The organism is Microbacterium sp. Root553 (genome assembly GCF_001426995.1).
Lineage (GTDB): Bacteria > Actinomycetota > Actinomycetes > Actinomycetales > Microbacteriaceae > Microbacterium.
Genome location: NZ_LMFY01000001.1, coordinates 1169265 through 1190698 on the forward strand (window position 1 = coordinate 1169265; position 21434 = coordinate 1190698).

Genomic DNA, 21434 nt, shown 5'->3' on the forward strand with positions numbered 1-21434 from the left:
CTGTCGGGAGGAGAACTCGCCCTCGGGAGGGTCCCTGTGGCTCGAGCCTCCTCCCGAGGGCGAGTTCTCCTCCCGAACGTCACACCGATGCACGGCACGCGGGCGCTCGCCGCGGTGTTCTTCGGGGCCGCGCTCGCGCTCTCGGGAACCGTCTTCCAGACCATCACCCGCAATCCGCTGGGCAGCCCCGACGTGATCGGACTGACGACCGGCGCCTACACGGGCGCCCTGATCGTGATGACGAGCGGCAGCGGGTCAGGCCTCGCCGTCGCGATCGGTGCGATCCTCGGCGGCTTCGGCACCGCCGTGCTCGTGGCACTGCTCATCGCCGGTCGAGGGGCGCTGGGATACAGCGTGCTGATCGTGGTGCTGGCGTGCGTGCAGCGCGGGCTGTGGCTGGTCGAGCTCGGCGACGACATCGGCACGAGCCTCGGCGGGCGCATGGGAGGGACCAAGGCCGGTCTCGTCGCGATCGCGGTCGGCCTGACCGGTGTGGTCACCGCGGTGATCGGTCCGGTCGCATTCATCGCGCTCGCGGCTCCCCACCTGGCGCGACTGATCGTCAGGAACGGTCCGGCCCATCTGGTCGCCACCGCGCTGACGGGCGCGACCCTGCTCTCGGTCGCCGACATCATCGCGCAGAACGCCGTGCCGAAGCACGCGCTGCCGGTCGGCGTGGTCACGCTCGTGCTGGGCGGCGCGTATCTGATCTACCTCGTCGTGCGCACGGCTCGTCGCCGGGTGTGACCCTCACGAGCGCACCACGCACTGCGGGCCGGGACGACATCGCCCCGGCCCGCAGTGCGTGAGTCGATCAGAGGGGCGCGACGATGTCCTGCGCCGCGTCCCACTCGGTGATCTCCAGCGAGGTCTCGATGCTCTGCCCTGCGGCCTCGGTGGTGCCGCTCGTGGCGAGCACCACGTAGTCCTTCGTGACCTCGAAGGTCACGTCGACATCCACGCCCTGAGCCTGGGAGGTGCCGCTGACCAGGTAGACCTCCTGGCCGAGGCGCGTGCCGGTGCCCGTGACGGTGAAGTCGCCGGTCAGGGCGCCGGCGGCTTCAGCCGGGTCGGTGCTCGCCGCCGTGACCGCGCCGCTGCTGAGCGCCGCGACGATGGGGTCGCTGGAATTCGGGTCGGCGACCTGCCACTCGCTCGTGGACGACTTCACCCACGCGTCGTCGCCGATCACGATCAGCGAGCCCATCGGCGTCGTGGTCTCGATCGCCTTGTCCGTCGGGTCGTACCGGGCGGTGGTCTCCATGCCCAGGATGTTCGTCTTCGCGACGTATCCGGCCGTGTCCTGCATCGCCTCGGTGATGCAGGATCCCAGGGCAGCACCGTCGACGGTGGCACCCTCGGAGAGCTCGGGGCAGTCGGATGCGGGTGCGGTGGTCTCCTCCGCAGCCGCGGAGGGCTTCGGATCCGCGGGCTCCTCGGCACCTGCGGTGCAGCCGGTGAGCAGGACACTGGCGGCCAGCACGAGGCCGACCCCCCATTTGTTGACGCGCATGGCGTTCCCCCTTCGGTCGTGTGCGTGCGATGCCTGTCGGCATGCACGGGAACCAGCTTGCCAAGTCCTCGGCGACCACGGTGGAGGCGACGCGGAGGTTTCTCCGCTACACTGTCAAGGTTGTCTGCCTTCCGGCATCCATTCGGGATGCCACGGCGGATGACGTGCACACACCCTCCTGTTTCCGGGAAATCCTCGGAAACCGTTCTAGTCCGAAGGAGGTGGGTAAGTGACGCACCAGTACGAACTCATGGTCATTCTGACCCCCGAGATCGATGAGCGCCAGGTCGCTCCTACGCTCGACAAGTTCCTCAAGGTCATCACCAACGATGGCGGTTCGATCGACAAGGTCGACATCTGGGGCAAGCGCCGTCTCGCGTACGAGATCCAGAAGAAGAACGAGGGCATCTACGCCGTCGTCAACTTCACCGCGACCAGCGAGGCCACGCAGGAGCTCGATCGTCAGCTGAAGCTGAACGAGCAGATCATGCGCACCAAGGTCCTCCGCTCCGAGGAAGCTCAGGCGATGGTCGCGACCGAAGCCAAGCGCACCGAAGAGAAGGCTGCCCGCAAGGCCGCCAAGGCTGCGAAGGCCTGAGTCCGATGGCCGGCGAAACAGTCATCACCGTGGTGGGCAACCTCACGGCCGACCCCGAGCTGCGGTACACGCAGAACGGACTGCCGGTGGCGAACTTCACCATCGCTTCGACGCCTCGGAACTTCGATCGCGCCGCCAACGAGTGGAAGGACGGCGAAGCGCTGTTCCTCCGTGCGTCGGTCTGGCGTGAATTCGCCGAGCACGTGGCGGGTTCGCTGACCAAGGGCATGCGCGTCATGGCGCAGGGCCGTCTGCGTCAGCGCTCCTACCAGGACCGCGAGGGCAACCAGCGCACCGCTATCGAGCTGGAGGTCGACGAGATCGGCCCCTCGCTCCGGTACGCGACTGCACAGGTCACCCGTGCGGCCTCGAACGGTGGCGGCGGCGGTGGCGGCGGACAGTCGCGTCCCGCTCAGCAGCAGCAGGTGTCGGAGGAGCCGTGGTCAACCCCCGGCTCGTCGACCAGCGCCGATGCCTGGAGCACTCCGGGCAGCTTCGGCGACGACACCCCCTTCTGAAACAGGATCTCCGGATGCTTCGGCATCTGTCTCAAAACTAAGGAAAAACAATGGCTGGAAAGTCGAGCGGCGACCGCCGCAAGCCGCGGAAGGGCGCGAAGAACGCCGCTCCCGCGAAGTCGATCCGGGTCGGAGTCATCGATTACAAGGATGTCTCCACCCTCCGTAAGTTCGTCTCGGAGCGCGGCAAGATCCGCGCCCGTCGTATCACCGGTGTCTCGGTGCAGGAGCAGCGTCTGATCGCCACGGCGATCAAGAACGCACGCGAGATGGCGCTCCTGCCCTACGCTGGCGCCGGCCGGTAAGGGGTATCGAGATGGCAAAGCTGATTCTCACGAACGAGGTCGCCGGGCTGGGCAGTGCCGGTGACGTGGTCGAGGTCAAGAACGGGTTCGCCCGTAACTACCTCATCCCCCAGGGCTTCGCTACGGCGTGGACCCGCGGTGGCGAAAAGCAGGTCGCTTCGATCCAGGCTGCTCGTCAGGCGCGTGCGATCCACGACCGCGACGAGGCCGTGGCCCTGAAGAACTCCCTCGAGAGCACCAAGGTGCGCCTGGCCGTCAAGGCCGGCAACGAGGGTCGCCTCTTCGGCTCGGTCAAGACCGATCACATCGCGGATGCTGTCGCAGCCGCGGGTCTCGGCTCGATCGACAAGCGCAAGGTGCACATCCCGTCGCCCATCAAGGTCACGGGCGAGCACGAGGCCACGGTTCGTCTGCACGACGACGTGACCGCAGTCATCACGCTGCAGGTCGTCGCCGCCAAGTAAGGCACGACGTCTCGAACACCCCCTGTCCCTCGGGACAGGGGGTGTTCTGCGTGTTCCGAGGCCTGTTCTCGGGGCCGCCGAGTGTGACGCGCCCGGTGAAAATCCAGCTTGACTTTCCCCAGGTTGTACACATCTCGTCCGGGATTCCCTCAACCTTCAATGTGCGGTTGAAGCGCATTCTCATCCACAGCCTGGGGAGACGATAAAACGCAGGTCAAGGGCATGTTACGGGTTGCAAGATCGGGTACTCCACCGGGTTATCCACAGCCGTTCTGCACAGACACTCCGGACTTGTTCGCACGCTTTCCACAGAGTTATCCACAGGCTGTGTTGCGACCGGAAACCGCCGCTCGTAGCGTGGTCCAGCGACCCGATGTCGGAAGTGCCTGGTTTGCTGCGCAGACAGGCATTCTCGACCGAGAGCCCCGCGCGTTGCCGACTCCTCGGCTCCGCCGGAGGAACGTCGCAGCGAAGGGAGCAGCGTGTCGATCGCCGACATCTCAGAGGACCGCATGGGCAGCAAGCGGTCGCACGAGCGCACACCGCCGCACGACCTCCTCGCCGAGCAGAGCGCCCTCGGCGGAATGCTCCTCTCGAAGGATGCGGTCGCCGACGTCATCGAGACGCTCAAGGGTGCAGACTTCTACATCCCCAAGCACGAGCTGATCTTCGAGGCGATCCTGTCGCTGTACTCGCACGGTGAGCCGACCGACGTCGTCGCCGTCACCGACGAGCTCATCAAGACGGGCGAGCTGAGTCGCGCCGGCGGCGCCGACTACCTGCACACCCTCACCTCGATCGTCCCCACGGCCGCAAACGCCGGCTACTACGGCGGGATCGTCTCGGAGCGCGCCATCCTGCGCCGCCTCGTCGACGCGGGCACGCGCATCGTGCAGCTCGGGTACGACGGGCAGGGCGATGCCACCGACATCGTGAACAACGCCCAGGCGGAGATCTACTCCATCACCGGGTCCGAGACGGCCGAGGACTACGTCCCCCTGCAGATCGCCGTCGACGCGGCGCTCGAGGAGATCGAGGCGGCCAGCGGGCGCGACGGATCGATGACCGGCGTGCCGACCGGCTTCAAGGAGCTCGACGAGCTCACCAACGGCCTTCACGGCGGCCAGATGATCGTCGTCGCGGCGCGTCCCGCGATGGGTAAGTCGACGCTCGCGCTCGACTTCGCGCGCTCGGCCTCGATCGGGCACAACATCCCCTCCGTCTTCTTCTCGCTCGAGATGGGCAAGAGCGAGATCGCGATGCGTCTGCTCAGCGCCGAGGGCCAGATCCCGCTGCAGAACATGCGCAAGGGAAACCTCGACCCGCGCGACTGGACGACGGTCGCCGCGACGCGAGGTCGCATCAACGACGCGCCGCTCTACATCGACGACAGCCCCAACATGACCCTCGTCGAGATCCGTGCGAAGTGCCGTCGCCTCAAGCAGCGCGAAGGACTGCGCATGGTCATCATCGACTACCTGCAGCTGATGACGTCGGGAAAGCGCGTCGAGTCGCGTCAGCAGGAGGTCTCGGAGTTCTCGCGAAGCCTCAAGCTGATCGCCAAGGAGCTGCAGGTCCCGGTCATCGCCCTCTCGCAGCTGAACCGTGGTCCCGAGCAGCGCACCGACAAGAAGCCCGCGATCAGCGACCTGCGTGAGTCCGGCTCGATCGAGCAGGACGCCGACATGGTCATCCTGCTGCACCGCGACTCGGTGTACGACAAGGACGTCCGCCCGGGTGAGGCCGACCTGATCGTCGCCAAGCACCGTAACGGCCCGACGGCGACGATCACCGTGGCGTTCCAGGGTCACTACTCGCGCTTCCACGACATGGCGCCGGGCGGCGACTTCAACTGAGCCGAGCGTCTGGGAGATCCCGATACCGCTGAATCCGACGTCGGTTCTCAGAACGTGTCGACGACGACTCGGACGTCACTCGGGGTGTGGGTTCGGCCCGGTCCTGCCGAAGCTCGGAGTCACGCCCTCGCGCTTTCGTACCAACCAGACGGTGTGATCGCCGATGCTCGGATCTCTGCTGGTGTGCGCGACGACGTCGAATCCGTGCTGATCGAACAGTGCACGATACTCACCGGGGTCGAGGCTGGCGTGGTAGAGCGGGTCGCCGTGTAGGTTTCCGACAACCTCGCCGGCTTCCGGACCGGTTGTGAGGAGGAGTGGGGCTCCGGTCGTCGCGTGATGCTCGAAGAGGGGGAACATCGCTCGCTGGTCGACAGGGGAGAGATGGAAGAAGCTATCCCAGGCCACGATCCCCTCGAATCGGATGGCGAGGTCCAGACGGCGCATATCGAGCACTTCGGCCCGCGCGGCAGGCACGTTCGTGCGGAAGAGTCGGATCATCTCCGATGAACTGTCGATGCCGGTGACAGCGAAGCCGTTGTCGTCGAGCCATTGCGCGATCGGTACTCCAGAACCGCACCCGACGTCGAGGACGGATGCATGAGGTTCGAGCAGGGTGGTGAACAACGACAACCACCCATGTTCGACGAGGGCGGTACTTCTCGCTCTCACCCATTCCGCCGCACGCTTCTGGTACACCTCGCCAACCTGGTCCACCGGATCGTTCATGAAGCCATCGTCTGCTGTTCGCCCTCAGTGACATCAGCGACGCGCGGGAGGCGCAGCCGACGAGTGACGGAACTGGCCCCGTCGACCTCGTGTGCGGTGTGTGCGCTCTTCGCCTGAATCCGGGGGTGGTCGTCGGATGATCCAGCCCGCCGCTCCCCGCCCTAGGCTTGAACATGCGGGCCCGGGTTTGACCGTTGCGGTGCTGCGCGGCGATCATGAGGTTCACGCGCTGACGGGTGCGCACGGATGAGGAGCGGAATATGCAGCGTGGGTCGAACCTCCCTGCTGTGGGCGTCTACAACCAGGCGCTCGTCTTCGACCTCATCCGCCGGTCCGAAGAAGGGCTCAGCCGCAGCGAGCTCGCCGAACGCACGGGGCTGTCGACGCAGACGCTCAGCAATGTCACTCGCCGGCTGGCCAACGAGGGGCTGATCGAGGAGACCGGAAAGGTCATCTCGGGCCCGGGAAAGCCCCGCACGCTCCTCGCGCTGCGATCGGATTCGCGCTACGCGGTCGGTGTGCACCTCGACCCGGCCGTCGACACCGTCGTGGTCGTCGATGCCGCCGGCGCGGTCGTCGCCAGGACCGAGCAGACCCCCGGAGGCGCTGACGCGTCGCCGGATGAACTCGTGGGACGTCTCGGAGACAGCGTCCGGTCGCTCATCGCCGAGGCGCGGCTTCCTGCCGAGCGCGTGCTCGGGATCGGCGTGGCCGCTCCCGGGCCCTTCGACCGCGATGCGGGTCGACTGCTGAATCCGCCGCTCCTGCCCGCCTGGCACAACGTGCCCGTGCGCACGGAGCTCGAACGGGTCAGCGGGTTGCCGACGCTGCTCGAGAAGGATGTCGTCGCGACCGTCGTCGGCGAGCAGTGGTTCGACGCGGGGCAGGAGCTCGCCGACGCGATGTTCCTCTACTACGGCGCGGGCCTCGGCCTCGGGCTCTCGGTCTCGGGGGCGCCGGTGCACGGCAGGACGGGCAACGCCGGCAACATCGCGCACATCGTCGTCGACACCGAGGGGCCGATCTGCACCTGCGGATCCCGTGGCTGCATCGGAGTGATCATGGAGCCGCGGATGCTCCTCGCCCAGGCCGGGCACGCGACACCGCCGAGCGGCACAGGAGATGCGCGGATGCAGCTCGAGCGGCTGTCGTCGTTGGCCGCCGCCGGAGACGAGGGAGTGCTCGCAGCCCTCGAAAGCGCCGGGAGGCACCTCGCGACGGCCATCGTCGAAGTGAACAACCTTCTCGATCTCGGCATCGTCGTCCTGGGCGGGCCTGCGTGGTCGAGGCTCGGCGAGCGGCTTCTGCCGGTGCTGGACCACTGGGTGCACACCACCGCCGTCAGCACCTCCACCGAACCCGTGCATCTGCGCCCCTCGCAGATCGGAGCGGACTCCGCCGCCGTGGGAGCCGCGTGCCTCGTGCTCGACGATGCGCTCACCGCGCGGGCGTCGCGACTCATGATCAGCCGCTGACCGCTGACGGATCTCCATAGCGTTCCGTGACGGAACTGTTACTCCGCCCTCTCGACCTATTTATCCCATTTGATAGGATTATCCGTCTGAGGGCCTCAACAGCGAGGTCCGCATGCAAAGGAGCAAAGCAGATGCGAACGAAGCCCCTCGCCGCCATCGGCGCGATCGCGGTCGGCGCGATCGTCCTCTCGGGATGCGGTGCGTCCGGGGACGCAGAGACGTCCGACAGCGGCGACCGCACCATCACCGTCGCGTATCAGATGACGTCCGCGTTCCACCAGCTCGATGACCTCTTCCAGAAGGTCAAGCCCGAGTTCGAGGCCGCGAACCCCGGGGTGACGGTCAAGCTCCAGCCGATCGAGTCCGAAGACGAGTACTTCACGAAGCTGGCTCTGATGAACGGCTCGCCCGACACGGCACCCGACGTGATCTACGAGGACACCTTCCAGCTGCGCTCCGACGCCGCGGCCGGTTACCTGCTGCCGATCGACGACTACCTCGCGGACTGGGATGACTGGGACCAGTTCTACGACGCGGCCAAGGAGGCGGGTCTCGGAGGAGACGGCAGCACCTACGGCGTCTCGATGGGCACCGACACCCGTGCGATCTACTACAACAAGGAGATCTTCGCGGCCGCGGGACTCCCCACCGACTGGCAGCCCGAGTCGTGGCAGGACATCCTCGATGCCGCTGAAGCCGTGAAGGCGTACGACGCCGACCTGATCCCCCTGAACATCTACGGCAGCAAGAGCGCGGGTGAGCAGACGTCGATGCAGGGTCTCGAGATGCTCCTCTACGGCACCGAGTCCACTCTCTACGACGCCGACTCCGACAAGTGGGCGGTGGGCTCCCAGGGTCTCACCGACTCCTTCGGCTTCTACGACACGCTCTACAAGAACGATCTCGCCACTCCGCTCGATCTCGCCCTCGACTCGACCATCGGCAGCCGCGTCTCGACGGAGCTGCTTCCCGAGGGCAAGCTCGCCATGGCCATCGACGGATCGTGGCTCCCCGGTGGCTGGATCAGCGGCGACGGCGCCTGGGACGGCTGGGCGGACAAGATCGGTCTCGCGAAGATGCCGACGCAGGACGGCGGCAAGCCCGGCTTCACCTCGATGTCCGGGGGCTGGACCCTCGCGGTCGGATCCCAGACCACGCACCCGCAGACGTCGTTCGACTTCATCGCGATGGCGCTGAACCAGGAGAACTCGCTCAAGTACGACACCGAGAACAGTCAGATCGCCGTCCGTGAGGACGTCGCGACCGACGACGCGTACCTCGCGTACAACCCGACCTTCGCGTTCTTCTCCGACCTCGTGCAGTACACGCACTTCCGTCCGACCACGCCGGACTACTCGCAGATCACCAGCGCTCTCCAGCAGGCCACCGAATCGGTGATCACCGGAGAAGCGACCCCGGAGGATGCCGCGAAGACCTACGACGACGCGCTCACCCAGATCGTCGGCCCGGACAAGGTCGAGTAGGACTCCCGCAGTGACCTCTGCAACCGCAACGCGCAGCCCGGCCCCGGTGCACACCGGGGCCGGGCGGCGCGCCCCGCTCCGCGACCTGCTGCGCTCCGTCCCGCTGCTGCCCGCCGTGGTGCTGCTGGTCGTGTTCCTGCTCGGGCCGATCCTCTACGCCATCTGGGGATCGCTGACCAACCGCGCCCTCACCGGCTACCGGGCGGCGAAGCCCGAGTTCGTCGGATTCGACAACTACATCTCGCTGTTCACCGACCCGAACTTCTGGACGGCGCTGGTTCTCACGGTCGTCTTCGTGCTGTTCTCCGCGATCATCGGTCAGAACGTGCTGGGACTCGGTGTCGCCGCACTCATGCGCATCGGCTCGAAGTCGGTCAACAGCGTCGTCGGCGCGCTCGTCGTCGTGGCCTGGGTGATGCCCGAGATCGTCGCCGCGTTCGCCCTGTACGCCTACTTCTCGAAGGACGGCACGCTCAACGCGCTGCTGGAGGGCATCGGCATCCCCGCGGTGAGCTGGCTCATCGAGTACCCGATGTTCGCCGTCATCCTCGCCAACGTCTGGCGCGGCACGGCCTTCTCGATGCTCGTCTACGGAGCCGCCCTCAACGAGGTGCCGCCGGAGGTGATGGAGGCCGCGCAGATCGACGGCGCGAACGCCGCCCAGCGCTTCTTCCTCATCACCATCCCGATGATCCGCCGCTCGATCTCGACGAACCTCATGCTCACCACCCTGCAGACTCTCGGCACGTTCGGGCTCATCTGGGTGATGACCAAGGGAGGGCCGGGCGTCTCGAGTTCCACCCTCCCCGTCCTCGCCTATCAGGAGGCCTTCCAGTACTCCCAGATCGGCTACGGCACGGCGATCGCTGCGGTGACGCTCGTGCTCGGTGCGATCTTCGCGATCTTCTACATCCGCATCCTCAAGCCGGAGGTCGATTGATGACTGCCACCGAAGCACTCGTCCGCCCCACCGTCCGGCGCGGCCCGCGCATCTCGGTCGCGTCGCCCGCGAAGCGCCGCTCCACGGGGCTCGCCAACGCCGTCCTGATCGTGATCGGGGTCGTGTTCCTCGTGCCCATCGCGTGGATCGCGTTCTCGGCGGTGTCTCCGTCGGCCACGGTGTCGATCTCGGTGCCGGAGAGCCTCACGCTCGACAACTTCGTCGCGGTGTTCGACTGGTCGATGACGCTGCTGCCGCTGTGGAACTCGGCGCTGATCTCGTTCGGCACCGCCCTCATCACCGTCGTCGTCGGCGTGCTCGCCGCGTATCCGCTCTCGCGGCACAACTCCCGTTTCCAGCGCGGCTTCATGTACTCGGTCCTGTTCGGTTCCTGCCTGCCGATCACGGCGATGATGGTGCCGGTCTACGCGCTCTTCGTGCAGTTGAAGATGCTCGATTCCCAGGTCAGCGTGATCCTGTTCATGGCCGCCACATCGCTGCCCATGGCGATCTGGATGCTGAAGAACTTCATGGACTCGGTGCCGGTCTCCCTCGAGGAGGCCGCGTGGGTCGACGGCGCCTCCGCCATGCGGGCGCTGTGGACCATCGTCCTGCCGCTCATGCGCCCCGGCATCAGCGTCGTCTTCATCTTCGTGTTCACGCAGGCGTGGGGGAACTTCTTCGTCCCGTTCGTCCTGCTGTTCAGCTCGGAGAAGATGCCGGCGGCCGTCGCGATCTTCACGTTCTTCGGCAACCACGGCGCGGTCGCCTACGGACAGCTCGCCGCGTTCGCCACGTTGTACTCCGTGCCGATCCTCGTCCTGTACCTGCTCGTGCAGCGTCTGTCCGGCAGCAGCTTCGCGCTGGCCGGCGGCGTCAAGGGCTGATCCCCGCCTCCTCGCACACCCCACGATCCAGAAAGCACCACTCATGCACGACCGCACCGCGCTCATCGAGATGCGCATCGACCGATTCCTCCGCGAGCGTCTGCGCCCGGCTCGTCACCGGCTGAGCCACCCGCTCGAGGTCCGCGCCTGGGAGGTGCCGGGTGAGCCGGTGCCCTTCGCGGATGCTGCGCAGGCGGACTACACGCCCACCGCGGTCGGCACCGCGTGGGGGCGCCCGTGGGGCACGACGTGGTTCCGGGTGAGCGGGCAGGTCCCGGCCGAGTGGCGCACGGCATCCGGCGACCTCCCCGACGGCACCAGGGCAGAGCTGGTCGTGGACCTCGGCTTCACGGCCGGACAGAGCGGCTTCCAGGCCGAGGCTCTCGTCTGGGGTCTCGACGGGAGTCCGATCAAAGGCATCTCGCCGTTCAACAACGCGGTCGCCGCAGCGGTGCAGCCGGACGGACGCATCGACGTGCTGCTCGAGGCGGCATCCAACCCCGACGTGGGCAGCATCTTCACGTTCGACCCGACGCGACTCGGCGACCCCGACACCGCCGGCGTCGATCCGATCTACGTGCTCCGGGTCGTGGACGTGGCCCTGCGCGACCTGACCGTCGAGTCGCTGCTCGACGACACCGTGATCCTGCGCGGGCTCCTCGGCGAGCTCGATGCCTCTTCGCCGCGACGGGCGGAGATCGTGCAGGCACTGGATCGGATGATCGACCTCGTCGACCCGCATGATGTCGCGGGCACGGCGGCGGAGGGCCGGGAGGCGCTGCGCGCGGTGCTGGCGAGTCCCGCGCATGCCAGCGCGCACGTGCTGCATGCCGTCGGGCACGCGCACATCGACTCGGCGTGGTTGTGGCCCGTGCGCGAGACGGCGCGCAAGGTGTCGCGGACCTTCTCGAACGTGCTCGCGCTGATGGACGAGAACCCCGACGTCGTCTTCGCCAGTTCGTCGGCGCAGCAGTTCGCGTGGATCAAGGAGCGCTACCCCGAGATCTGGGAGCGTCTGGTCGAGCGCGTGCGCGAAGGCCGCTTCGTGCCTGTCGGCGGCATGTGGGTCGAGTCGGACACGAACATGGTCGGCTCCGAGGCCCTCGCCCGTCAGCTCGTCGAGGGCAAGGGGTTCTTCCTCCGGGAGTTCGGGATCGACACCCCCGAGGTCTGGCTGCCCGACTCCTTCGGCTACAGCGGCGCCCTTCCGCAGATCATCAAGGCCTCGGGATCCAAGTGGTTCCTGACGCAGAAGATCTCGTGGAACGAGACGAACCGGATGCCGCATCACACGTTCCTCTGGGAGGGCCTCGACGGCACCCGCGTGTTCACGCACTTCCCCCCGGTGGACAAGTACAACTCGGATGCCTCGCAGGCCGATCTCGCGCATGCGCAGCGGAATTTCCAGGACAAGGGCAGGGCGCGGGTCTCGCTGCTGCCCTACGGGTACGGCGACGGCGGAGGCGGTCCGACCCGGGAGATGGCCGCGCAGGTCGAGCGCGCGGGGTCGCTGGAAGGGTCCCCGGTCGCCCGGCATTCCACGCCGCGGGCGTTCTTCGAGCAGGCCGAGTCCGAATACCCGTCGCCCGAGGTGTGGAGCGGTGAGCTGTATCTCGAGTTCCACCGCGGCACGTACACGAGTCAGCTGCGCACCAAGCAGGGCAACCGTCGCAGCGAGCACCTGCTGCGCGAGGCCGAGCTCTGGGCGGCGACGGCGTCCGTCCGCACCGGTCGCCCCTACCCGGCCGAGCAGCTCACCCGTCTCTGGCAGCTCGTGCTCCTCCAGCAGTTCCACGACATCCTTCCCGGCACATCGATCGCCTGGGTGCATCAGGATGCCGAGCGCAACTACGCGGCGATCGCCGTCGAGCTCGAGCAGATCATCGCCGACTCCCTGCGGGCACTGGTCGGCGAAGGCACGCGCAGCCTCGTCGCCAACGCGGCGCCGCACGGGAACGCCTCGGTCGGAGCGCTGGCTATCGGCGAGGCGGATGCGGTCGCACCCGTCGCACCGGTCGCCGCGGAGGGCGGGTTCGTGCTCGACAACGGCCTCGTGCGGGCGACGATCGACGCGCGCGGTGTGCTGACCTCGATCATCGACCTGACGAGCGGGCGCGAGGTCGTGCCTGCCGGTCAGAGCGCCGGCGTCTTCCAGCTGCACCGGGACACCCCGACGCAGTGGGACGCCTGGGACATCGACGAGCACTACCGCCGCAACGTGACCGACCTCCTCGACGTGGACGGCATCGAGATCGTCGACGGCGCCGTGGTGATCTCGCGCACGTTCGGTGCATCGACGCTGGTGCACAGCATCCGTCTCGATGAGGGATCGCGCACGCTGAAGCTGGCTGTCGACGTCGACTGGCGCGAGCGGCAGAAGCTGCTCAAGCTCAGTGTCCCCGTCGACGTGCACACCGATCATGCCGCCTCGGAGATCCAGTTCGGGCACATCGTGCGTCCGACCCACACCAACACCTCGTGGGACGCTGCGCGCTTCGAGACCGTGGCGCATCGATGGGTCCGAGTGGGGGAGAGCGACTTCGGCGTCGCGGTCACCAACGACTCCACCTACGGCCACGACATCACCCGGCACCCGCGCGAGAGCGGCGGCACGTATTCGACCGTGCGGCTCTCGCTCGTGAGGGCGGCGCTGTTCCCCGACCCGCAGCAGGATCAGGGCCGGCACCATCTGGAGGTCGGCATCGTCGTCGGCGGCGAGCTCGTCGATGCGATCGCCGAGGGGTACCGCACGAACCTCGCGGAGCGTCGCGTCGTGGGCGCCGACGATGTGCACCCTCTCGTCGCGATCGATCACCCGGGTGTGGTGGTCGAGGCGGTCAAGCTCGCCCAGGACGGCAGCGGCGACGTCATCGTGCGCCTGTACGAGGCTCTCGGGCGTCGCGCCGATGCCATGGTCGCCGTGGGATTCCCGAGCGGTGACGCCGGCGAGGTCGACCTGCTCGAGCGTGAGATCGAGCCGGCCGCGCTGTCGGGTCAGGATGCCGACGGCTTCCGTCTGTCGCTCCGACCGTTCCAGCTCGTGACGCTGCGGCTGCCGCGAGGCTGAGGGGAGGACGGGACGCCCCCACCACGGGGGAGGCGGCAGAAAGGGCGCCCCATCCGATGCCGCCATCTGGACGGCACCCCAGCTGCCGCGACAGGCGCGACAGAGCTGTATCGCAAGAGTGACACCGGAGCGCCCGCCGCGCAAGGGCTATCGCGCACGGCGGGGCTCCGGATCACCTCAGCCGAGCGTCACGGGGTGGGCATGCCGCCGTTCACGTTCAGGGTCTCGCCGATCACGTAGCTGGATTCGGCCGACGCCAGGAACACGTAGGCGGGAGCCAGCTCCGCGGGCTGCCCCATGCGTCCGAGCGGGGTCTCCTCGCCGAACTGGTCGAGCTTCTCCTGCGGCTGACCGTCGCTCGGCTGCAGCGGCGTCCAGATCGGGCCGGGGGCGACCGCGTTCACGCGGATGCCCTTCGGCGCGAGCTGGTCGGCGAGGCCCTTCGTGAAGGCGTTGATCGTCGCCTTCGTCGAGGCGTAGTCGACGAGCATGCCCGACGGCGAGTACGCCTGGATCGAGGTGGTGTTGATGATCGACGACCCGGCAGGCAGGTGCGGAAGCGCCGCCTTGGTGATCCAGAACATCGCGTAGACGTTCGTCTTGAAGGTGTCGTCGAACTGCTCGTCGGTGATGTCGCCGAGCGACTCCTGGTAGATCTGCTTGCCGCCGTTGTTGACCAGGATGTCGAGGCCGCCGAGAGCGCCCACGGCTTCGGCCACGAGCGTGCGGCAGTACTCCGCGTCCCGGAGGTCGCCCGGCAGGGTGGCCACGTTCGCGCCGGCCTCGCGGAGGATACCGGCGATGCGAGCCGCGTCCTCCTCCTCTTCCGGCAGGTACGAGAGCGCCACGTCGGCGCCCTCTCGGGCGAACGCGATCGCGGTGGCCGCACCGATGCCGGAGTCGCCGCCGGTGATGAGAGCCTTGCGGCCGCTCAGGCGCCCGCTGCCACGGTAGCTGTCCTCTCCGAGGTCGGCCTTCGGGGCGAGGTCGGCGTCGAGACCGGGCTCGGGCATGTGCTGCTTCTGGGGCTCGATGTCGGAGTAGAGCTCAGCGGGGTTGACGAAGGTGTACTGGTCACGAGACATGGTGTGTCCTCTCCTTGTTTTCGTTCGTTCGGTCTGGGGTCGGGGCGCGGTCGACGGAGCCGGATCGGGATCCGGCTCAGCGATCGCGGAGCTTGTCTGCGGGAACGACCTCGCGGATCGTCATCGCCGCGGTGAGGAAGGCCAGATGGCTGAGCGCCTGCGGGGTGTTGCCCCACGCGGCCCCGTCGTCGGCATCGATCATCTCGGCGTAGATGCCGACGTCGTTGGCGTGCCCGATCAGCGTCTCCATGTGCGCGAGGGCCTCGTCGTGGCGTCCGACGCAGGCGAGCGCCTCGACCCGCCAGAAGGCGCAGGCGACGAAGGTCTTCTCCTCCGCCGCGACGCCGCTGTAGCGGTACATCAGAGCCCCGGCGCCCAGCTCGAGGCTGAGGGCGTCGATCGTCGACGCCATGCGCTCGCCGCGGTCGAATCCGCTCGGGGCGTGCAGCAGCACCGAGGCGTCGAGCTGATCGGAGCCGGCGAAGAAGACGTACGCGCCGCGGCTCTCCGACCAGCAGTGCGCATCGATCCACGCGCGGATGCGGTCGCGCTCCGCCCGCCACCGGTCGGCGCTGCCCGGGATCGCCCCCGAGTCGGCGAGGGCGATCGCATCTTCCAGCGCCTTCCAGCACCCCATCTTCGACGAGGTGTAGTGACGCTCCTCGGGGAGCTCCCACATCCCGGAATCCGGATTGCGCCAGACGTCGCAGGTGCGGTCCGCGATGTCCGCGAGCAGCCGTGAGGTCTCGACGTCGAGCACGTTGCCCGCATCGACGTACGTGCGGCAGATGGCCATCAGGTCGCCGTAGACCCCGAGCTGCAGCTGGGCTCCGGCGGGGTTGCCCGTGACGACGGGGCCGATGCTGCGCCACCCCGACACGTCGTGCTCGCGCGGCTCGGGAACCGCAGAGCCGTCGAGCGCGTACATGACGTGAAGGTCGGATCCCTGCTCGCGGATCGTGCGGAGCAGCCACGACAGGGCGGCGTGGGTCTCCTCCCGCAGCCCGAAGCGCACCAGGGCGTGCGCGGTGTACGCGAGGTCGCGCACCCACGCGAAGCGGTAGTCCCAGTTCTTCCCGCCACGGGGGTTCTCGGGAAGAGATGTCGTCGCCGCTGCGGCGATGGCACCGGACGGGCTGTAGATCAGGAGCTTGAGCGCGAGGGCGTTGCGCTGCACGTGCGAGCGCCACGGGCCGTCGTACGAGAACACCGACGACCAGTGCTGCCAGTGCTGCACCGTGCGGTCGACCCCGAGGTCGATGTTGTGCGGATCGGGGATGTGCAGCGGCTCCCCGTGCGTCGCCGCCAGCGCGATCAGGTGCCGGGATCCCGGTGAGGTCGTGAACGACCCTGTCTGCTCGGGGCCGACGGAGGACTCCGAGGTCGTGGCCATGGGGCCGTGCGCGAAGCCGACCACCACCAGGGCGGTGGCGCCGCTGCGGATGATGTCGGCGTGCGCGGTGCGCTCCACCCACGGCGCGGCGGTCTGCAGGGAGGATCCGGGCTGCACGCGCCAGTGCATCGCGACCTCGCCCTCGACGCCGTCGATGCGCCGGGCGAGCTCGGCCCAGGGCAGTCGTCCGGCGACGCCGAAGATGAGGGCGTCGGTGATCCGCACCGCACCGGCATCCGTGTGGAACGTCGTCTCGAGCACGTTCGTCTCGGGAACGTAGCGTCGCTCGGTGCGGAACTCTGCGGTGGGACGCAGCTCCACGCATCCGCCGGTCTGCTCGTCGAGCAGGCTCGCGAACACGGGAAGATCCGTGAGCCCCGGGAGCGGCAGCCAGTCGATGCGCCCGTCGAGACCGATCAGCGCGACCGTCCTGCCGTCGCCGATCGGCGCGTACGACGCGAGAGGACGAGCGGAGCGGGGCATGGGTCCATCGTGCGGCCGGGGGAGAGATACCGCCTACCGCCTTGCGCGTCCTGCATCCGCTCGCTATACGAGCCGCCCCGGATGGGGGTCAGGGGCGGACGCGGACGGTGCGGCCCTCGAAGGTGACGAGGTCGCCGTCGTGCAGCTGGCGTCCACGGCGGCGATCGACCTCGTCGTTCACCCGTACGTAGCCGTCGATGATGACCTCCTTGGCGTCGCCACCGGAGTCGAGGAGTCCCGAGAACTTGAGGAACTGCCCGAGGCGGATCATGTCGCCGCCGATGGAGACATCGTCGATTCGGCCGGAATTCGTCATGTCTGAATGCTAATCGCCCGATACGGTGCGAGCCGCCGTCCGGATCGGACGGCGGCTCGGGAACGACCCCGGCGGATCAGTCGTCGATGTCCGTGCCGACGACGGCGAAGTCGGCGCTGAAGTCGATGTCGACCGACCGTCGATCGCCCGTGAGCACCGACACGTCGTAGGGGCTCACGTCGTCGTTGTCGGCGTCGAGATCGGTGATCAGGCCCTCGGCCTCGGTCAGCGCCGCGTCGACGAGGGCACGGATGGTCGCCTCATCGAGCGTGCGGGTCGGCGCGGAATCGTCGTCGTCCTGCTCGGTGGAGACGACGGTCGTCGCGAGATCGGCGGTGACGCGGACCTCGCTCTCGCTGCCGTCCGACGCGGTCAGCTGCACCTCCCAGGTGCCGTCGCGCTTCGCGTCGATCGAGGTGACCTCGCCGTCGGCGGCGCCGCGTGCGGCATCCGCGATCGCGACGATCTCGTCGGCCGAATCGGTGCCGATCTCACCCGCGGGTCCGCCCGTGCCGGGCCCACCCTCGGCGGGTGCGCCCTGCTCGGCGTCGTCGCGGTCGTCTCCGGGGCGTCCGCCGCGGTCGTCGGCGCCGCGAGGACCGTCGGAGACCGAGGGGCGGTCGTGGTCGTCGCCGAACTCATCGCCGACGGCTGCGCCCAGGGCCACCCCGCCGCCGACGAGCACGACGGCCGCGGCGATCCCGCCGCCGATGAGCAGCGCACGCGTGCGGCGGGGCTTCGCCGGGGCGGATGCCGGGGTCTGGGGAGCGGACTCGACGGCGATCGGCGCGACGGGCACGGTCTCGGCATCCGCGGCCGGGGGAGCGGGGGGCGCGGGGGGAGCCGGAGGCGTGTTCGCGGGGAGGTTCTCGGGGGTCTGGTCGGGTGTCGGGTTCTTGTCGTTCATGAGTCGATGGTCCCGCGGAGGTGCTGAAGCCACCCTGAAGCCCCCTGAAGACCTCTTCAGGAACGGGTCAGCCGCGCACCGCACTCGCCACATCGGCGAAGGATGCCGGCACGAACCCGCCGTGCGCCTGATCGCCGTGCACGAGCTCACCCGACCCGGTCTCCGCGCTGCCGAGCACGCCCCACGGGTCGACGATCCTCACGTCGTGACCGTCGAGGTGCAGCCGGCGGACGCCCTCGAGCAGCATCCGCTTCGCGATGTCGTTGGCGCGCTGCACGCGGTCGAGGTCGATGACCACCGGGTCGTCGCCGGCCTGCTCCTCGGCGAAGCCCCGCAGCACCCGCTCGGCCTCCATGAAGTGCAGGTCGCCCGCGATCTCGTGCACCGCGATCCCGTCGTGCTCGACGCGGCGCGACACCGACCGCGCCCGCTCGGTCGAGGTCATCAGGTGCAGGCCCAGATCGTGGTTCATGCGCTCGAACATCCGCACCCCACGCGTGCTGTTGCCGTGCTCGTCGAGCCGGGGCGAGAACACCGCGATGCCGACCTGACCGGGCAGCACGCCCATCAGACCCCCGGCGACGCCGCTCTTGGCGGGGATGCCGACCGAGGTGAGCCAGTCGCCGGCGGAGTCGTACATGCCGCAGGTGGTCATGACGCTCAGCACCTGCCGGTTCACGACGGGGTCGATCAGCTGCTCGCCCTCCGGCGACAGCCCGCCGGCGGCGAGCACCGAACCCATGCGGGCGAGATCGCGCACCGAGACCGACACCGAGCACTGGCGCGTGTACCCGCGCACGATGTCGGCCGGGTCGGCGTCGAGCACGCCCACGGTGCGCAGCATGTACGCGAGCGCCATGTTGCGGTCTGCGGTCGACAGCTCGGACTCGAACACGTCCTCCGCGATCGAGAGCTCGCGGCCCGCGAGGCGGCTGTACAGGTCGAGGATGCGCTCGGCGCGACCATCGGCGTCCGTGCCGTCGACCAGGGCGTGGGCGGCGATCGCTCCCGCATTGATCATCGGATTGCGAGGGCGACCGCTCCCGGGCTCCAGCGAGATCTCGTTGAACGCGTCGCCGGACGGCTCGACGTCGATCCGTTCTAGCACGGCATCGAGACCTCGGTCCGCGATCGCGAGAGCGTAGGTGAACGGCTTCGAGATCGACTGGATCGTGAACTCGACGTCGGCATCCCCCGCGACGTAGACCTCGCCGTCGAGCGTGGCGACCGCGATGGCCAGGCGATCCGGGTCGGCGTCCGCGAGCTCCGGGATGTACGAGGCGACCTCGCCGGCATCCTCCCCGCAGGAGTCGAGCAGCAGCTGGAGGTAGTCGATCATCGGGGTCTGCATGTGCTCCATGCTCCCACGGGCGTTCAGTCGGAGAGAGGGAGGGCGACGACGAATCGCGCCCCGTCCCAGCGTGACGCGTCGACGGAGACGGTGCCCCCGCCGGCCGTCGCGATGCCCCGGACGATCGCCAACCCGAGTCCGCTCCCGCCCGCATCGCGGCTGCGCGCCTCATCGAGCCGCACGAAGCGCTCGAAGATGCGCTCCCGCTCGGGTTCGGGCACGCCGGCGCCGTCATCCTCGATCGTCACGAACACCCACGAGCCCTGCGGGATCACGCTGATCGCGACGCGTCCGGCGCTGTGCCTCGCCGCGTTGTCCGCGAGATTGCGCAGCAGCTGGCCGAGCAGCCGTGGGTCGCCGACGACGCGCGCGGCGGCGATGCCTGTCCCGTCGACGTCGACCCCGCGCGAGCGCAGTCGGCGCACCTCTGCGAGCGCCACATCGTCGAGATCGACCGCCTCGTCGTGAGTGCCCGCTCCCTCGTCGAGGCGGGCGAGCAGCAGCAGCGACTCGACGATCCCCTGCAGGCGCAGCCCCTCGTCGGAGACGACCTCGGCCAGCTCGTCGATGCTGGTCGTGGCGGGGTGCGCCTGGGCGAGTTCGGCGTGCTGGCGGATCGTGGCCAGCGGCGACCGCAGTTCGTGCGAGGCATCCGACACGAAGCGGCGCTGAGCGGTGGCCGAGGCGTCGAGCCGATCGAGCATGCGGTTCATGGTGGTCGCGAGCGCCGCGATCTCGTCGGACGAGGGCGGCACCTCGACCCGTCGGTGCAGATGCTCGGCGGTGATCCCGTCGACCTCCCGCCGGATCCGCGTCACGGGTCTCAGCGCACGGCCGACGACGAGCCAGGTCGTGACGGCGACGAGCACGAGCAGCAGGGGCACGGCGACGGCGAGCAGGATCGCGACGGTCGACAGGGTCTCGACGGCGTCCTCGATCGGCACGGCGAGGACGAGGGTCTCGTCGCCGTGCAGATCATCCGAGACGATCAGCATCGGTGTGCGGTCGATCGTGCGGGTGCTCGCCCCGTCGGCGATCGGCAGGGCGGTGGACCCCAGATCGTCGAGGGCGTCCTCGCTCGCCGCGCGCACCGATCCGTCCGGTGCGATGATCTGCACGATCTCGTCGTCGAGGGTGTCGATCCCCCGGCCTCCGGGCCCGTCGAGTCGCTCCGTCAGCTCGTCGAGCCGCTGCTCCGCCGCCCGTTCGGCACTCGCATGGATGCTGGAGCTCAGAATTCCGTAGAACGAGAACGCTCCGATCAGCAGCGCGACGGCGACCACGAGGGTGGCGCCGAGCGTGGTCCGCGCCCGCACCGATCGCCACGCGCGGCTAGCCACCGTCGGCCGCCAGTCGGTAGCCGGCGCCGCGGATCGTCTCGATCGCCTCGCGACCGAACGGCTTGTCGAGCTTGCGGCGCAGGTGCCCGACGTAGACCTCGACGATGTTCGGGTCGCCGTCGAAGTCGTCGTCCCAGACGCCCTCGATCAGCGTGCGCTTCGAGAGCACCTGACCGCGATGGCGCATCAGGTACTCCAACACCGCGAACTCGCGGGCGGTCAGGGTGACGGGCGTCTCGCCGCGCCACACGTGGTGCGACGAGGGATCGAGTCTCAGGTCGCCGGCTTCGAGGACGGCGGGGCGGGCGACCGCGCCGCGGCGCACCAGGGCGCGGATGCGGGCGACGAGGATCGCGAATGAGAACGGCTTCGTCACGTAGTCGTCGGCGCCGGTCTCGAGCGCTTCGACCTGGTCCCATTCACCGTCCTTCGCGGTGAGCATGAGCACGGGCGTCCAGTTCTCTTCGGCGCGCAGCGCCTCGCACACCTTCCAGCCGCTCATGCCGGGCATCATCAGGTCGAGGACGATCGCGTCGTAGCGCGTCTCGCGCGCCCGCCAGAGCCCGTCGACCCCGTTGTGGGCGACGTCGACCGCGAAGCCCTCGGCCTCGAGTCCTCGGCGTACGGCGTCGGCGAGACGCGCCTCGTCGTCCACCACCAGGATCCGCATGATCCCAGTGTGGCGGGCGCGCGCTGAATCCGCGCTGAAGCGGGGCGGGAGGA

The 21434-nt window shown here is 68.6% G+C and carries 20 protein-coding genes; 11 read left to right on the forward strand and 9 right to left on the reverse strand.

The window, feature by feature from the left end; translation table 11 throughout:
- The first annotated feature begins 87 nt into the window (after positions 1 to 87).
- Positions 88 to 747, forward strand: a complete 660-nt coding sequence (locus ASD43_RS05365) for a FecCD family ABC transporter permease (RefSeq protein WP_056414548.1) — start codon at positions 88 to 90, stop codon at positions 745 to 747.
- A 67-nt stretch (positions 748 to 814) separates the two neighbouring features.
- Here the strand turns inward: ASD43_RS05365 and ASD43_RS05370 are convergent, their stop codons facing one another.
- Positions 815 to 1513, reverse strand: coding sequence for a hypothetical protein (locus ASD43_RS05370; protein ID WP_056414551.1), 699 nt, complete (start codon positions 1511 to 1513; stop codon positions 815 to 817).
- Between the two features lie 229 nt (positions 1514 to 1742).
- Here ASD43_RS05370 and rpsF point away from each other — a divergent pair, with 229 nt between their 5' ends.
- The 5 genes from rpsF (at position 1743) to dnaB (ending at position 5254) form a co-directional block, all read left to right on the forward strand.
- On the forward strand, positions 1743 to 2111 hold the full coding sequence (gene rpsF, locus ASD43_RS05375) for a 30S ribosomal protein S6 (RefSeq protein ID WP_045253958.1): 369 nt from the start codon (positions 1743 to 1745) through the stop codon (positions 2109 to 2111).
- Positions 2112 to 2116: 5 nt separating this feature from the next.
- Positions 2117 to 2629 (forward strand): single-stranded DNA-binding protein, encoded by a 513-nt coding sequence (locus ASD43_RS05380; RefSeq protein ID WP_045253957.1) that lies wholly within the window; start codon positions 2117 to 2119, stop codon positions 2627 to 2629.
- A 50-nt stretch (positions 2630 to 2679) separates the two neighbouring features.
- A complete protein-coding gene (gene rpsR / locus ASD43_RS05385) occupies positions 2680 to 2934 on the forward strand; it encodes a 30S ribosomal protein S18 (protein ID WP_045253956.1) in 255 nt (84 codons plus the stop codon).
- An 11-nt stretch (positions 2935 to 2945) separates the two neighbouring features.
- Positions 2946 to 3398, forward strand: coding sequence for a 50S ribosomal protein L9 (gene rplI, locus ASD43_RS05390; RefSeq protein WP_045253955.1), 453 nt, complete (start codon positions 2946 to 2948; stop codon positions 3396 to 3398).
- A gap of 512 nt (positions 3399 to 3910) precedes the next feature.
- On the forward strand, positions 3911 to 5254 hold the full coding sequence (dnaB, locus tag ASD43_RS05395; protein ID WP_167541592.1) for a replicative DNA helicase: 1344 nt from the start codon (positions 3911 to 3913) through the stop codon (positions 5252 to 5254).
- 75 nt (positions 5255 to 5329) lie between these two features.
- On the opposite strand, the gene ASD43_RS05400 is transcribed toward dnaB, so the two are convergent.
- Positions 5330 to 5983, reverse strand: a complete 654-nt coding sequence (locus ASD43_RS05400; RefSeq protein WP_056414554.1) for a class I SAM-dependent methyltransferase — start codon at positions 5981 to 5983, stop codon at positions 5330 to 5332.
- Between the two features lie 260 nt (positions 5984 to 6243).
- On the opposite strand from ASD43_RS05400, the gene ASD43_RS05405 reads away from it, so the two are divergent.
- From ASD43_RS05405 to ASD43_RS05425, 5 genes are all read left to right on the forward strand, one after another.
- Positions 6244 to 7458 carry an ROK family transcriptional regulator gene (locus tag ASD43_RS05405; protein ID WP_056414556.1) on the forward strand — a complete coding sequence of 405 codons (1215 nt, stop codon included), beginning with the start codon at positions 6244 to 6246 and terminating at the stop codon, positions 7456 to 7458.
- Between the two features lie 131 nt (positions 7459 to 7589).
- On the forward strand, positions 7590 to 8942 hold the full coding sequence (locus tag ASD43_RS05410) for an extracellular solute-binding protein (protein ID WP_056414560.1): 1353 nt from the start codon (positions 7590 to 7592) through the stop codon (positions 8940 to 8942).
- Positions 8943 to 8952: 10 nt separating this feature from the next.
- A complete protein-coding gene (locus ASD43_RS05415; protein WP_442922201.1) occupies positions 8953 to 9882 on the forward strand; it encodes a carbohydrate ABC transporter permease in 930 nt (309 codons plus the stop codon).
- On the forward strand, positions 9882 to 10769 hold the full coding sequence (locus ASD43_RS05420; RefSeq protein WP_045253950.1) for a carbohydrate ABC transporter permease: 888 nt from the start codon (positions 9882 to 9884) through the stop codon (positions 10767 to 10769). Before ASD43_RS05415 ends, ASD43_RS05420 begins: the two co-directional genes overlap by 1 nt.
- Before the next feature lie 43 nt (positions 10770 to 10812).
- Complete coding sequence (locus ASD43_RS05425) at positions 10813 to 13836, forward strand: alpha-mannosidase (protein ID WP_056414568.1); 3024 nt, start codon at positions 10813 to 10815, stop codon at positions 13834 to 13836.
- Between the two features lie 188 nt (positions 13837 to 14024).
- Here the strand turns inward: ASD43_RS05425 and ASD43_RS05430 are convergent, their stop codons facing one another.
- From ASD43_RS05430 to ASD43_RS05460, 7 genes are all read right to left on the reverse strand, one after another.
- Positions 14025 to 14921: an SDR family oxidoreductase gene (locus ASD43_RS05430; protein WP_056414571.1), complete on the reverse strand. Its 897-nt coding sequence runs from the start codon at positions 14919 to 14921 to the stop codon at positions 14025 to 14027.
- Positions 14922 to 14997: 76 nt separating this feature from the next.
- Positions 14998 to 16797 (reverse strand): glycoside hydrolase family 15 protein, encoded by a 1800-nt coding sequence (locus ASD43_RS05435; protein WP_056414575.1) that lies wholly within the window; start codon positions 16795 to 16797, stop codon positions 14998 to 15000.
- Between the two features lie 88 nt (positions 16798 to 16885).
- On the reverse strand, positions 16886 to 17113 hold the full coding sequence (locus ASD43_RS05440) for an RNA-binding S4 domain-containing protein (protein WP_045253946.1): 228 nt from the start codon (positions 17111 to 17113) through the stop codon (positions 16886 to 16888).
- A 76-nt stretch (positions 17114 to 17189) separates the two neighbouring features.
- A complete protein-coding gene (locus ASD43_RS05445) occupies positions 17190 to 18020 on the reverse strand; it encodes a hypothetical protein (protein WP_056414576.1) in 831 nt (276 codons plus the stop codon).
- Positions 18021 to 18087: 67 nt separating this feature from the next.
- Positions 18088 to 19371, reverse strand: a complete 1284-nt coding sequence (locus ASD43_RS05450; RefSeq protein WP_056419157.1) for a glutaminase — start codon at positions 19369 to 19371, stop codon at positions 18088 to 18090.
- A gap of 23 nt (positions 19372 to 19394) precedes the next feature.
- A complete protein-coding gene (locus ASD43_RS05455; protein WP_056414580.1) occupies positions 19395 to 20711 on the reverse strand; it encodes a sensor histidine kinase in 1317 nt (438 codons plus the stop codon).
- Positions 20704 to 21381, reverse strand: coding sequence for a response regulator transcription factor (locus ASD43_RS05460; RefSeq protein ID WP_056414583.1), 678 nt, complete (start codon positions 21379 to 21381; stop codon positions 20704 to 20706). The genes ASD43_RS05455 and ASD43_RS05460 overlap by 8 nt, the downstream gene beginning before the upstream one ends.
- Positions 21382 to 21434 lie beyond the last annotated feature (53 nt).